Source organism: Variovorax sp. GW823-FHT02B07 (assembly GCF_058797695.1).
Genome location: NZ_JBXAJX010000002.1, coordinates 630,837 through 642,780, shown reverse-complemented (window position 1 = coordinate 642,780; position 11,944 = coordinate 630,837). Strand labels below are relative to the sequence as shown.

General features: G+C 66.4%; 13 protein-coding genes and 1 tRNA gene. 1 reads left to right on the top strand and 13 read right to left on the bottom strand.

Annotated features, from left to right (window positions below):
* Positions 1-4: 4 nt before the first annotated feature.
* The 13 genes from AC1RGU_RS14175 to AC1RGU_RS14115 form a co-directional block, all read right to left on the bottom strand.
* A complete protein-coding gene (locus AC1RGU_RS14175) occupies positions 5-616 on the bottom strand; it encodes an NADH-quinone oxidoreductase subunit C (RefSeq protein WP_062475411.1) in 612 nt (203 codons plus the stop codon).
* A gap of 13 nt (positions 617-629) precedes the next feature.
* On the bottom strand, positions 630-1,109 hold the full coding sequence (locus AC1RGU_RS14170; RefSeq protein ID WP_007837763.1) for a NuoB/complex I 20 kDa subunit family protein: 480 nt from the start codon (positions 1,107-1,109) through the stop codon (positions 630-632).
* Between the two features lie 15 nt (positions 1,110-1,124).
* Positions 1,125-1,484, bottom strand: a complete 360-nt coding sequence (locus AC1RGU_RS14165; RefSeq protein ID WP_055805154.1) for an NADH-quinone oxidoreductase subunit A — start codon at positions 1,482-1,484, stop codon at positions 1,125-1,127.
* 67 nt (positions 1,485-1,551) lie between these two features.
* Positions 1,552-1,636: transfer RNA gene (locus tag AC1RGU_RS14160), tRNA-Leu, on the bottom strand.
* Positions 1,637-1,755: 119 nt separating this feature from the next.
* Entirely contained in the window at positions 1,756-2,166 is a 411-nt protein-coding gene (gene secG / locus AC1RGU_RS14155; RefSeq protein ID WP_390342723.1) for a preprotein translocase subunit SecG, read from the bottom strand.
* A 38-nt stretch (positions 2,167-2,204) separates the two neighbouring features.
* Positions 2,205-2,969, bottom strand: coding sequence for a triose-phosphate isomerase (gene tpiA, locus AC1RGU_RS14150; RefSeq protein WP_369646424.1), 765 nt, complete (start codon positions 2,967-2,969; stop codon positions 2,205-2,207).
* A 13-nt stretch (positions 2,970-2,982) separates the two neighbouring features.
* Positions 2,983-3,981, bottom strand: coding sequence for an NAD(P)H-quinone oxidoreductase (locus AC1RGU_RS14145; protein ID WP_492696618.1), 999 nt, complete (start codon positions 3,979-3,981; stop codon positions 2,983-2,985).
* A gap of 90 nt (positions 3,982-4,071) precedes the next feature.
* Positions 4,072-6,414: a polyribonucleotide nucleotidyltransferase gene (gene pnp, locus AC1RGU_RS14140; RefSeq protein WP_492696617.1), complete on the bottom strand. Its 2,343-nt coding sequence runs from the start codon at positions 6,412-6,414 to the stop codon at positions 4,072-4,074.
* A gap of 204 nt (positions 6,415-6,618) precedes the next feature.
* A complete protein-coding gene (gene rpsO / locus AC1RGU_RS14135) occupies positions 6,619-6,885 on the bottom strand; it encodes a 30S ribosomal protein S15 (protein WP_056579564.1) in 267 nt (88 codons plus the stop codon).
* Positions 6,882-7,892, bottom strand: coding sequence for a DMT family transporter (locus AC1RGU_RS14130; RefSeq protein ID WP_492696616.1), 1,011 nt, complete (start codon positions 7,890-7,892; stop codon positions 6,882-6,884). The genes rpsO and AC1RGU_RS14130 overlap by 4 nt, the downstream gene beginning before the upstream one ends.
* An 83-nt stretch (positions 7,893-7,975) precedes the next feature.
* Positions 7,976-8,770, bottom strand: a complete 795-nt coding sequence (locus AC1RGU_RS14125; RefSeq protein WP_492696615.1) for an AraC family transcriptional regulator — start codon at positions 8,768-8,770, stop codon at positions 7,976-7,978.
* A gap of 11 nt (positions 8,771-8,781) precedes the next feature.
* Positions 8,782-9,975: a pyridoxal phosphate-dependent aminotransferase gene (locus AC1RGU_RS14120; RefSeq protein ID WP_492696614.1), complete on the bottom strand. Its 1,194-nt coding sequence runs from the start codon at positions 9,973-9,975 to the stop codon at positions 8,782-8,784.
* Positions 9,976-9,980: 5 nt separating this feature from the next.
* Positions 9,981-11,264 carry a branched-chain amino acid ABC transporter substrate-binding protein gene (locus AC1RGU_RS14115; RefSeq protein ID WP_062475434.1) on the bottom strand — a complete coding sequence of 428 codons (1,284 nt, stop codon included), beginning with the start codon at positions 11,262-11,264 and terminating at the stop codon, positions 9,981-9,983.
* A gap of 127 nt (positions 11,265-11,391) precedes the next feature.
* Here AC1RGU_RS14115 and AC1RGU_RS14110 point away from each other — a divergent pair, with 127 nt between their 5' ends.
* A complete protein-coding gene (locus tag AC1RGU_RS14110) occupies positions 11,392-11,763 on the top strand; it encodes an Hsp20/alpha crystallin family protein (protein ID WP_095746066.1) in 372 nt (123 codons plus the stop codon).
* The last annotated feature ends 181 nt before the right edge of the window (positions 11,764-11,944 follow it).

The following is an 11,944-nucleotide window of genomic DNA, read 5'->3' as shown; positions in this document are numbered from 1 at the left end:
TCTGTCAGTGCAAACCGCCGCCGTAGTTGTCTTCGCGGATCACGCGCGGCGTGATTTCGCGCGGCTCGATCGAGACCGGCTGGTAGACCACGCGCTTCTGCTCTTCGTCGTAGCGCATCTCGACGTGACCCGACACCGGGAAGTCCTTGCGGAACGGGTGGCCGATGAAGCCGTAGTCGGTCAGGATGCGACGCAGGTCGTCGTGACCGTCGAACACGATGCCGTACAGGTCGAAGGCTTCGCGCTCGAACCACGTGGCAGCGCTCCAGACGGGCTGGAGCGAGTCGATCACGGGCAGGTCTTCGCTGGTCGCGAACACCTTCAGGCGCACACGCTGGTTGAGGCTCACGGAGAGCAGGTGCGAGACGACGCCGTAGCGTTCGCCCTGCCACTCGCCTTCGCGGTAGTCGGAATAGTCCATGCCGCACAGGTCGATCAGCTGCTCGAAGCGGCAGCCGGGCGCATCGCGCAGCAGGAGCGCCGCGTCGATGTAGTCGGCAGCGCTGACCACCACGGTCACTTCTTCGAGCGCGATCGTCACGCTCTTGGCCTTGGCGCCGAGTGTCTCGGCGATGGTGGCGCGCAGCACCTCCGGCGAAATTGCAAAGTCAGTCATCGTCGGCAATCTCTCAGGCGCGGGCAATGGTGTTGGTGCGGCGAATCTTCTGCTGCAGCTGGATCACGCCGTACAGCAGCGCTTCAGCGGTGGGCGGGCAACCCGGCACATAGACGTCGACCGGCACGATGCGGTCGCAGCCACGCACCACGGAATAGCTGTAGTGGTAGTAGCCGCCGCCATTCGCACAGGAGCCCATCGAGAGCACCCAGCGCGGCTCGGGCATCTGGTCGTAGACCTTGCGCAGCGCCGGCGCCATCTTGTTGCACAGCGTGCCGGCCACGATCATCAGATCGGACTGGCGCGGGCTGGGGCGGAACAGCATGCCGAAACGGTCGATGTCGTAGCGGGCAGCGCCCGCGTGCATCATTTCGACCGCACAGCATGCGAGGCCGAACGTCATCGGCCAGAGAGATCCGGTCTTCGCCCAGTTCACGACCGAGTCGTAGGTCGTGGTGACGAAGCCTTCTTTGAGAACGCCTTCAATGGCCATCGTGTAGCTTCCTTGTCATTCCCAGTCGAGCGCGCCTTTTTTCCACTCGTAGACGAAGCCCACGACGAGGATGGCGAGAAAGATCATCATGGCCCAGAAGCCAACAGCGCCGATTTCCTTGAGCGCAATGGCCCACGGAAAGAGAAAGGCAATCTCGAGATCGAAGAGGATGAAGAGAATCGCGACGAGGTAATAGCGCACGTCGAATTTCATGCGCGCATCCTCGAAGGCTTCGAAGCCGCACTCGTAGGGCGCGTTCTTCGCAGCGTCGGGCCGATTGGGCCCGAGGATGTATCCGATGACTTGCGGGGCGACGCCTACGCCGACCCCGACCAAAATGAACAAAAGGACGGGAAGGTAGGAATCGAGGTTCATCGAGAAATTTTCACCGCTTGCCACCGACAGAAGAGCCTCTGGAAAGAGATCTTCTGCCGGTGAGATTTGGTGCGGTCGGCGAGACTCGAACTCGCACAGCTTTCGCCACTACCCCCTCAAGATAGCGTGTCTACCAATTTCACCACGACCGCGGTTTTTAACTGTCCAGATGGCATGAGGTGCCGTTGAGGCATTTGGCTTTCTGAACAGATTTAGAGTTTACCCTGAAATGAAGCCGTTTCTCACGAACGGCTGCATGAAAACAACCTGATTACTTGGCCGGAATCTGGCCAGGGCCCGAAACGGGTGCAGCAGGTGCCGAAGCAGCCTTCGCAGGTGCTGCTGCAGCGGGGATTTCGCCCGCAGCGCCAGTCGCAGGCGCGGCCGGTGCAGCAGGCGCACCCACGGCTGCGCGCTCCAGCAGGCTGCCGCCGCCCGCAGGACGTGCGTGGCTGAAGTAGGCCAGCAGCAGCGTGCAGGCGAAGAACACCGCGGCCAGCACAGCCGTGGTGCGCGAGAGGAAGTTGGCACTGCCGCTGGCACCGAACAGGCTGCCCGCACTGCCGCTGCCGAAGGCCGCGCCCATGTCGGCGCCCTTGCCGTGCTGGATCAGGATCAGGCCGATCATTGCCAGCGCCGCCAGCATTTGCACGCCGACCAGAAGATTGAGGACCACGTTCATTCGTTCTTACTCCTAAGTGATGGCTGCCGTTGCCGCAATCAGCGTGCAGCGGCAGAAATGATCTGCAGAAAGTCGGGCGCCTTGAGCGAGGCACCGCCGATGAGGCCGCCGTCGATGTCGGCCTGCGCCAGCAGTTCGGCGGCATTCGCCGCGTTCATGCTGCCGCCGTACAGAATCTTGATGCCCGCGGCATGTTCGCTCGCGGCATGGTGCAGTTGCGCACGCAGCACGGCATGCACCGCCTGCGCCTGTTCGGGCGAAGCCGTCTTGCCCGTACCGATGGCCCAGACCGGTTCGTAGGCCACGACGATCTCGCTGATGCAGTGGCCATTCACATGGATCACCGCAGCCAGCTGACGCTTGACGATCTCTTCGGTCTGCCCTGCTTCGCGCTGTGCCAGCGTCTCGCCGACACAGACGATCGGCGTGATGCCGTTCGCCAGCGCCGCCGCCGTCTTCGCGGCCACGGCATCGTCGGTTTCGCCGTGGTACTGGCGACGCTCCGAATGGCCGACGATGGCATAGCGCACGCCGAAATCCTTCAGCATCGCAGCCGATTGCTCGCCGGTGAACGCACCTTGCGGGTGCGCCGAAATGTCCTGCGCACCGAGGGCCAGCGACGGCGTGTCCGCCAGCAGCGATTGCAGCTGGGCGAAGTACGGCGCAGGCGCGCACAGCGCGACACCGCATGCTGCAGGGCTGGCGGCCAGCCCTTGCTGCAGGGCCCTCACCAGCGCCTCGTTGGCGGCCAGACCGCCATTCATCTTCCAGTTGCCGGCAATCAGTTTCTTGAAGGTTGTCATCGCGTTGTTCGTCTCACCAAGTCAGCACGATCTTGCCGATGTGCTGGTTCGATTCCATCAGGGTGTGAGCCTGGGCCGCGCCGCTGGGCTCACCTGCTGCCGCATAGGTGCTGTGGATCACGGGCTTGACCGCGCCGCTTTCGAGCAGCGGCCAGACCTTCTCGCGCAGCGCCTTGGCGATGGCGCCCTTGAACGCCACCGGCCGCGGACGCAGCGTCGAGCCCGTGATCGTGAGCCGCCGACGCAGCACGAGGCCCGCGTTGATCTCGCTCTTCACACCACCCTGCACCGCAATGATCACCAGCCGGCCGTCTTCGGCCAGGCACTCGACCTCGCGCGCCACGTAGTCGCCCGCCACCATGTCGAGCACCACGTCCACACCCTTGCCGCCCGTGAGCTGCTTCGCCACTTCGACGAAATCGCTCGTGCGGTAGTTGATGGCGTGGTCGGCACCGAGCTTCAGGCAGGCTTCGCATTTGTCGTCGCTGCCGGCCGTGACGATCACGGCCGCGCCGAGCGCCTTGGCGATCTGGATCGCCGTGACGCCGATGCCGCTGGAGCCACCCTGGATCAGCAGGGTCTCGCCCTTCTGCAAGCGGCCGCGCTCGAACACGTTGCTCCAGACGGTGAAGAAGGTCTCGGGCAGCGAAGCCGCCTCGACATCGCTCCAGCCCTTGGGCACCGGCAGGCATTGCGCCACGGGCGCCACGCACAGCTCGGCATAGCCGCCACCAGCCACCAGCGCGCACACGCGGTCGCCGACCTGGAAGCCCGCATCTGCCAGCGCCTTGGCGTCACCCGACACGATCTCGCCGGCCACTTCGAGGCCCGGCAGGTCGGAGGCACCGGGCGGCACGGGGTAGTGCCCCATCCGCTGCAGCACGTCCGGGCGATTCACGCCGCTGGCCGCCACGCGGATCAGCAGCCCACCCTCGCCCGCCACCGGGTCGGGACGCGCAGTGACGCGCAGCACCTCGGGGGCGCCGTACGAAGTGATCTCAATGGCTTTCATGGGGGTCTCCGAGGCTCGGATGCCCGCACGGGGCGGGCATCACCACTGTCCACGCGAGAGGCGACGGCACAGGCCGTCGCGCCTCACTGCTTACTCCTGCGGTTCGCGCGGCGCTTGCTGCTGCGACTCGCCGACGGGCTGCTGTTGCTGCTCGCCGCGGGGCTGTTGCTGCTGGTCGTTGAAGCGCGGTGCGCGCTCGCCACGATCGCCGCCGCGGTCACCGCGGTCACCGCGGTCGCCACGGTCCGAACGCTCGCGGCGGTCGCCACGGTCGCCGCGATCACCACGGTCTTCGCGCGGCGGGCGCTCGCTGTACTCCATGCCGGCCGGACGCTCGGTCAGGGCCTTCATGGACAGCTTGACGCGGCCCTTTTCGTCGGTCTCCAGAACCTTGACCTTCACGATCTGGCCTTCGCTCAGGTAGTCGGTCACCTTCTCGACGCGCTCGTGCGCGATCTGGCTGATGTGCAGCAGGCCGTCCTTGCCGGGCAGCAGGTTGACCAGCGCGCCGAAGTCCAGGATCTTGGTGATCGGGCCTTCGTAGACCTTGCCGATTTCGACTTCAGCGGTGATCTGCTCGATGCGCTTCTTGGCGAATTCGGCCTTTTCCGGATCGGTCGAGGCGATGGTGATGGTGCCGTCTTCGTCGATGTTGATCGTCGTGCCGGTTTCTTCCTGCAGGCCACGGATGACCGCACCGCCCTTGCCGATCACGTCGCGGATCTTCTCGGGGTTGATCTTCAGCGTGGTCAGGCGCGGTGCGAACTGCGACACGTCGGCCTTGGCCTCGCCCATCGCTTCTTGCATCTTGCCCAGGATGTGCATGCGCGCTTCCTTGGCCTGCGCCAATGCAACCTGCATGATTTCCTTGGTGATGCCCTGGATCTTGATGTCCATCTGCAGCGCGGTGATGCCGTTGGTCGTGCCGGCCACCTTGAAGTCCATGTCGCCCAGGTGATCTTCGTCGCCCAGGATGTCGGTCAGCACCGCGAAGCGGTTGTCTTCCTTGATCAGGCCCATGGCGATGCCGGCCACGTGTGCCTTCATGGGCACGCCGGCGTCCATCATCGAGAGGCAGCCGCCGCAGACCGAAGCCATCGACGAGGAGCCGTTCGACTCGGTGATTTCCGACACCACGCGGATGGTGTACGGGAATTCTTCCTTGGTCGGCAGCACGGCGACGAGCGCGCGCTTGGCCAGGCGGCCGTGGCCCACTTCGCGGCGCTTGGTGGAGCCCATGCGACCCACTTCACCGGTGGCGAAGGGAGGCATGTTGTAGTGGAACAGGAAGCGGTCTTCGTACTCGCCGGCCAGCGCATCGATGCGCTGTGCGTCGCGCTCGGTGCCGAGCGTGGTGACGACCAGGCCCTGCGTCTCGCCGCGCGTGAACAGCGCCGAGCCGTGGGTGCGGGGCAGCACGGAGTTGCGGATTTCGATGGGGCGCACGGTGCGCGTGTCGCGGCCGTCGATGCGCGGCTCGCCTTGCAGGATCTGGCCGCGCACGATGCGCGACTCGATCGCGAACAGCAGGTCGCTGACCTTGCCGGCGTCGAACTCGGCGCCTTCGGCCTTCAGGGCCGTGAAGACGCTGGCATTGGCTTCACGCAGGGCTTGCGTCCGGGCTTGCTTGCTGCGGATTTGATAGACAGCGCGCAGCTTTTCTTCGGCCAGGCCATTGATCTTGGCGATGAAGTCTTCATCCTTGGCTTCAGGCACCCAGGTGCCTTCCTTGAGCCATTCCGGCTTGCCGGCGTCACGCACGAGGTCGTGGATCGCGTTGATCGCGATGTTGGCTTGCTCGTGACCGAACACCACGCCGCCCAGCATGATTTCTTCGCTGAGTTGCTGGGCTTCGGATTCGACCATCAGCACGGCGGCTTGCGTGCCGGCGACGACGAGGTCCATCTGCGAATCCTTGCGGGCGGTGGGGCCCGGATTCAGCACGTACTGGCCGTTGATGTAGCCCACACGGGCGGCACCGATCGGGCCGCTGAACGGGATGCCGGAGATCGACAGCGCGGCGCTCACGCCGATCATGGCGGCGATGTCGGCGTCGACTTCAGGGTTCAGCGACACGGTGTGGATCACCACGTGCACTTCGTTCAGGAAACCTTCGGGGAACAGCGGGCGGATCGGACGGTCGATCAGGCGGCTGGTCAGCGTTTCGTGTTCGCTGGGCTTGGCTTCGCGCTTGAAGAAGCTGCCAGGGATCTTGCCCGCAGCGTAGGTCTTCTCGATGTAGTCGACGGTCAGCGGGAAGAAGTCCTGGCCAGGCTTGGCGGTCTTGGAAGCGACCACGGTCGCCAGGATCACGGTGCCGTCGATGTCGACCAGCACGGCGCCGGTCGCCTGACGGGCGATTTCACCGGTTTCCATGACGACGGTCTTGTCGCCCCATTGGAAGGACTTGGTGATTTTGTTGAAGAGGCTCATTGTTGCTCCTATTTTGATAGCGAATCACACAGGATTCGCAAGGGGCGGAGGCTGCTCAGAACACGATGCCATTCCAGCGAAGCTCGGGACGAACTTCATTGGAATGACACAGCTTCGCTCTGTTGGGCACTCCGAAAGTGGATCGCGAAGTAAAAAACGCCTGAGCTAGCGGACTAACCCAGGCGTTTTTTCATGCGATTCGAATTACTTGCGCAGACCCAGCTTGGCGATCAGCGCGGTGTAACGCTCGGCGTCCTTGGACTTGAGGTAGTCGAGCAGCTTGCGACGGCGGCTGACCATGCGCAGCAGGCCGCGACGACCGTGGTGGTCCTTGGCGTGCGTCTTGAAGTGGGGGGTCAGCTCGTTGATACGGGCGGTCAGCAGTGCGACTTGCACTTCGGGGCTGCCGGTGTCGTTGGCTGCACGGGCGTTGTCCTTGACAACTTCGGCCTTGATGGAGGCTGCGATCATGTTGAATTTCCTTGTTCCGGGATGTTTGACTTGCGGTGAGCACTGGAACTGCCCTCACCGTGCGCCTTGCGGCATGCAAAGCTTTGGGAGTATACATCGGCCGGCTTGACCGCTCCTTCCCGCCGCCTTCCGTCAAGCGAAACCAGCCCCACGGCCCCCAGCACGCAGGCGGCGCCGGCGACCTGGGCCCACCCCACCGCCTCCCCCAGCCACCACGCAGCCAGGACCAGCGCCGACACCGGCATCAGCGCCGTGAACAGCGCCGCCTCGGCGCCGCGCAGCCGGGCGGCGCCCGCGTACCAGAGCAGGAAACCCGCCACCGTCGGCACCAGCGCGTAGTAGGCCACCCCGGCCAGCGCCTCGCCCGGTATCGGCCGCAGCCACGCGCGCTCCAGCAGCGCCGGAACCACGGACAGCAGCAGCCCCAGCGCGACCATCGCGGTCGATTGCACGAGCGGCGCCAGCGGCACGCGCAGCCGCTTGTTGAGCAGGATGAACAGCGACTCGAGCGCCACCGCCCCCAGCACCAGCAGGTTGCCGAGCAGCGCGGTCGACGTGCGCTCGCCACCTCCGTCGCCCGGGCGCAGCGTGATCGCCAGCACGCCCAGGCTCGCGAGCACGATCCCGCCCACAAGGTAGCGCCCCGGCCGCTCGCGCAGCGCCAGCACAGCCACCAGCGCGGCCATCGCCGGCAGCGTGCCGGTCACCACGCCCGCATCGGCGGCCGGCGCCCAGCGCACGCCCAGGATCAGCAGCACCGTGTAGCCGACGCTGCCCGCCGCCGCCTGGCACAGCAGCAGCACAGCGTCGTGGCGGTCCGGGCGCGGCCAGCGCACGCGCAGGAACCCCATCAGCGCCACGAACACGGGCAGCGCCAGTGCAAAACGCAGCGCGGTGGCCGTGAACGGCGGCAGGCCGCTGGCGATGAGCTTGCTCGCGACCACCGTGCTGCCGACCGTGACCATCGCGAGCGCGCACAGCCACATTCCCTTGCTTCGTTCCGACATGCTGATCGCCTTCCGTTTTGCAGAAAGCGCGAGCGTCTCCCGCCAGGGGCACGGCGGTCTTGAACGAAATTGCAGGAATCGAGCTAGCGCGCCGCCGCATACGCCCCGGGCGTGAAGCCCAGGAAGCGCACGAAAGCCCGCGTCATGTGGCTCTGGTCAGAGAAGCCTGCACCGGCGGCGGCCTCGGCCAGCGCCCTGCCCTGCGCGATCAGCCGGCGGGCGCGCGACAGCCGGCACTGCTGCAGCCAGGCATGCGGCGGCAGCCCGAAGGCGGCAGCAAAGCCGCGCAGCAACTGGTAGCGGCTCAGGCCCGCCTCGCGTGCCAGTTCGGCGAGCGTGGGCGCGTGAATGCAGTCGTCGGCGATGCGTGCACGCGCTCGTTCCATCGCTGCCGGCGCCACGCGCTGTGGCGACTCGGGAGCTCGCGTGCCGGGCGCATCGCGCAGCAGTTGCAGCACGCCCTGCTCCAGCGCCAGCGCGTCGCCGCCTTCGACGACGGCCGCGAACAGCCGATCGAAACCCTGCCGCAGCGCCGGATCGCTCAGCACCGGCCGCGTCAGCTCGAACCCCGGGGGCACACCGTCCGACAGCAGCGCAGGCGCCAGATGCAGCATGCGCCAGGCCCGCGCCTCACCGCGCATCGCGACGCCGTCGTGCACCTCGCCCGGATTCACCGTGATGACATCGCCGCGCACCGCCTCGACCGCGCCACGCCCGCTGGCCGAGCGCTGTCCACCGCGGTCCATCACGCCGATGCCGAACACGTCGTGCATGTGGCGCGGAAAGCTGCGCTTCGATTCAGCCGCGATCGCCTGCAGGCCCGGCAGCGCCGAGCCGCGGATGCGCACGGCATCGACAGGCGCGGACCTCGATGCCATGCCGGAAAGCCTCAGCGCGCCTGCTTCGCCAGCCAGTCGCGCAGCCGCTCGACACCCTGCACCAGCCGCTGCGGGTCCTTCGACGCGAAGCACCAGCGCAACCAACCCTGCGCCTCAGGCGCGAAGGCGTTGCCCGGCGCGAGCCCCAGGCCGGCTTCGGCGACCAGGCGCTTGGCGAGTTCGAGCGAATCGCCAAAACCTTCGAGCCGGAAGAAGGCATACATGCCGCCCTTGGCCGGTGCCACCTGCACGCCCGGCACCGCCGCCAGCAACGGCACCAGCGTGTCGCGGCACTGCTTCAGGTGTGCGACGACGCGCGGCGTGATGTCGGCCGTGTGCGCGAGCGCCGCGATGGCGGCACGCTGCGTGAACACGCTGGCGCACGAGGTGTTGAACTCGATCAGCTTGCCGATGCCGTCGACCATCGCCGGCGGCAGCACCAGCCAGCCGAGGCGCCAGCCGGTCATGAGGAAGCTCTTCGAGAAGCTGTGCGTCACGACCAGGCGATCGTCGGGCGTAGAAATGTCGAGGAAGCTCGGCGCACAACCGTTCGGCGTGGGCTCGAAGTACAGGCGCTCGTACACCTCGTCGGCCAGGATCCAGGTGCCGGTCTCGCGGCAATGGTCGAGCACGGCCTGCTGCTCGTCGCGCGTCATCGTCCAGCCCGTGGGGTTGTTCGGCGCGTTGACGATCAGCAGCTTCGTCTTCGGCGTGACCGCCGCGCGCAACGCAGGCAGGTCGAGCGTCCACTGCCCGTTCACTGGCACCAGCGGCACGGTGCGAACCTGCGCGCCCATGATCGCCGGCTGCGCCGTGAGGTTGGGCCACACGGGCGTGACCGCGACCACGTCGTCGCCCGCATCGACCAGCGCCTGCACCGCGAGCATCAGCGCACTCACGCCGCCCGAAGTGACGGCGATGCGCGAGGCGTCGACCGTCGGGTGCAGGCGGCTGGTGTAGCGCGCGATGGCTTCGCGCAGTTCGGGCAGGCCGAGGTTGTGGGCGTAGAAGGTTTCGCCGCGCTGCAGCGACTCGATGGCCGCCTGGCGGATCACCTCGGGAGTGACCTCGTCGCTCTCGCCGAACCAGAAGGCGAGCACGTCGTCGCGGCCCATGCCGGCATTGGCGACTTCGCGGATCTTCGAGGCTTCGAGGTGGTGGATGGCTTCACGCATGTCTGGGAGTTCCTGTGCTGTCGGGGTCATGCGCCTCAGGGGCGCTTCATCTTGCAAGAGGTGGGCTGCTCGGCGCGTTCGGGCGCGATCGTCTTGATCACGCGAAAGCCGTAGCCCGAGCCCTCGACGTCGAACTGCACGCCGGGCTTGCCCTGCTTGTCCATCACGCCCACCACGAGCTGCTGCTGGAACTGGTGGTCGGCCGCGCGCATGCGCCCGCGCTGGCCATACAGGCTCACGTCGGCCTGCTCCAGCGCGCGCGCCAGCGGCACGGCCTCGGTGCTGCCCGCGCGTTCCAGCGCCTGCGCGAGCGACTCGACCAAGAGCTGCATGCGCATGTGTACGTAGTCGTCGGCCGGGCGCGGAAAGCGCGTGCGGAAGGCGCGGTAGAAGGCCTCGGACTGCGGCGTCTGCACGTTCGGCAGCCAGTCGGCCACGGCGACCACGCGGCCGATGCCCGCGTCGCCGATGGCGGCCGGCGCGCCCAGCGCATTGCCGTAGAAGGTGTAGAAGCTGCCGTTGAAGCCGGCTTCGCGCGCGGCCTTCACGAGCAGCGTGAGGTCGTTGCCCCAGTTGCCGGTGACCACCGCCTGCGCGCCGCTGGCGAGGATCTTGGTGGCGTAGGGCGCGAAGTCCTTCACCTTGCCCATCGGGTGCAGCTCGTCGCCGACGATCTCCACGTCGGGGCGCTGCACGCCCAGCTGGCGGCGCGACTCGCGCAGCACGGCCTGGCCGAAGCTGTAGTCCTGGCCGATCAGGTAGACGCGCTTGAGCGCCGCGTCGTCCTTGACCACGTCCATCAGCGCGGCCACGCGCATGTCGGCATGGGCGTCGAAGCGGAAGTGCCAGAAGCTGCAGCGCTCGTTGGTCAGCACCGGATCGACCGCCGAGTAGTTCAGGAAGATCGCGCGGCGCGACGGATCGCGCTCGTTGTTCTTGTCGATGGCGTCGATCAGCGCCGCGGCCGTCACCGACGAGTTGCCCTGCAGCACGATGCGGGTGCCGTCGTCCATGGCCGCGCGCAGCGCCGACAGCGCCTCTTCGTTCTGGCCCTTGCTGTCGTAGCGGTCCAGTTGCAGCGGCCGCGCGCCGCCGGCCAGCTTCACGCCGCCGCGCGCGTTCACGCGCTCCACGGCCCACTGCAGGTTGCGGAACACGGCCTCGCCGGTGTTGGCGAAGGGGCCGCTCATGCTCTCGATGAGTGCCAGCCGGATGGGGGCGGGTTGCGGGGCCTGGGCCAGGCCGGCGAACGGGGTCGCGCATAGCGCCGCCGCTGCGAATTTCAAGGCCTGGCGGCGCCAAATAAAGGGGGTTTTCATTGTCTTGAAACGCGTGCCGATGCGCCTAGATGAGGTGTCAAGCGGCACTCACGATGGAAAGGCCGCGCAGTGTAAGGGACACACATTCCATGTCCCCATTGTGTTCATTCACCCAGGAGTTTTCGCCATGTTCTTCACCCCCACCCACCGCAGCGCGCATTTCGCTCCCCGTGCCCACGACCGCGCTTTCGAGCGCTTCGTGAACGAGGCTTTTGCCGGCGCCCGCCGCTCGCCCCTGGTCGAGCAGGACGACAAGAGCTGGACCCTGTCGCTGGACGTGCCCGGCCTGTCGCGTGAAGACCTGTCGGTGGCCATCGAAGGCGCCGTGGTCCGCATCGAAAGCAAGGCCGAAGCCAAGCGCCAGATCAAGCTCGCCTACGAGCTGCCGCAAGCCATCGACCTGGCCACCAGCGAAGCCAAGCTGGAGAACGGCGTGCTGACCCTGAAGCTCGGCAAGCTGGTGCCCGCAAGCCAGGTTTCGCACTTGCAGATCAACTAGTCCCGGCGATGCCCCCACGAAGAAAATGTTAGTGACAGCTTGTTTTGACTTTAAACAAGCGCCGTATTCACAATAGTGCCGGATAACGTCACATGATGTGACGATTTATTAGTACTTTCTTCTTCGTGGGCATCTCGTAAACGCATCGAGTTCCCGGGCGGTGCGGACAGCGGGTGTGCCT

Coding starts and splice junctions, on each gene's coding strand:
- pnp (WP_492696617.1), bottom strand. CDS start 6,414: ATGAGCCTCTTCAACAAAATCACCAAGTCCTTCCAATGGGGCGACAAG.
- AC1RGU_RS14175 (WP_062475411.1), bottom strand. CDS start 616: ATGACTGACTTTGCAATTTCGCCGGAGGTGCTGCGCGCCACCATCGCC.
- rpsO (WP_056579564.1), bottom strand. CDS start 6,885: ATGATCGCAGCCTCCATCAAGGCCGAAGTTGTCAAGGACAACGCCCGT.
- AC1RGU_RS14165 (WP_055805154.1), bottom strand. CDS start 1,484: ATGAACCTCGATTCCTACCTTCCCGTCCTTTTGTTCATTTTGGTCGGG.
- tpiA (WP_369646424.1), bottom strand. CDS start 2,969: ATGACAACCTTCAAGAAACTGATTGCCGGCAACTGGAAGATGAATGGC.
- AC1RGU_RS14115 (WP_062475434.1), bottom strand. CDS start 11,264: ATGAAAACCCCCTTTATTTGGCGCCGCCAGGCCTTGAAATTCGCAGCG.
- AC1RGU_RS14130 (WP_492696616.1), bottom strand. CDS start 7,892: ATGTCGGAACGAAGCAAGGGAATGTGGCTGTGCGCGCTCGCGATGGTC.
- AC1RGU_RS14145 (WP_492696618.1), bottom strand. CDS start 3,981: ATGAAAGCCATTGAGATCACTTCGTACGGCGCCCCCGAGGTGCTGCGC.
- AC1RGU_RS14125 (WP_492696615.1), bottom strand. CDS start 8,770: ATGGCATCGAGGTCCGCGCCTGTCGATGCCGTGCGCATCCGCGGCTCG.
- AC1RGU_RS14120 (WP_492696614.1), bottom strand. CDS start 9,975: ATGACCCCGACAGCACAGGAACTCCCAGACATGCGTGAAGCCATCCAC.
- AC1RGU_RS14170 (WP_007837763.1), bottom strand. CDS start 1,109: ATGGCCATTGAAGGCGTTCTCAAAGAAGGCTTCGTCACCACGACCTAC.
- secG (WP_390342723.1), bottom strand. CDS start 2,166: ATGAACGTGGTCCTCAATCTTCTGGTCGGCGTGCAAATGCTGGCGGCG.
- AC1RGU_RS14110 (WP_095746066.1), top strand. CDS start 11,392: ATGTTCTTCACCCCCACCCACCGCAGCGCGCATTTCGCTCCCCGTGCC.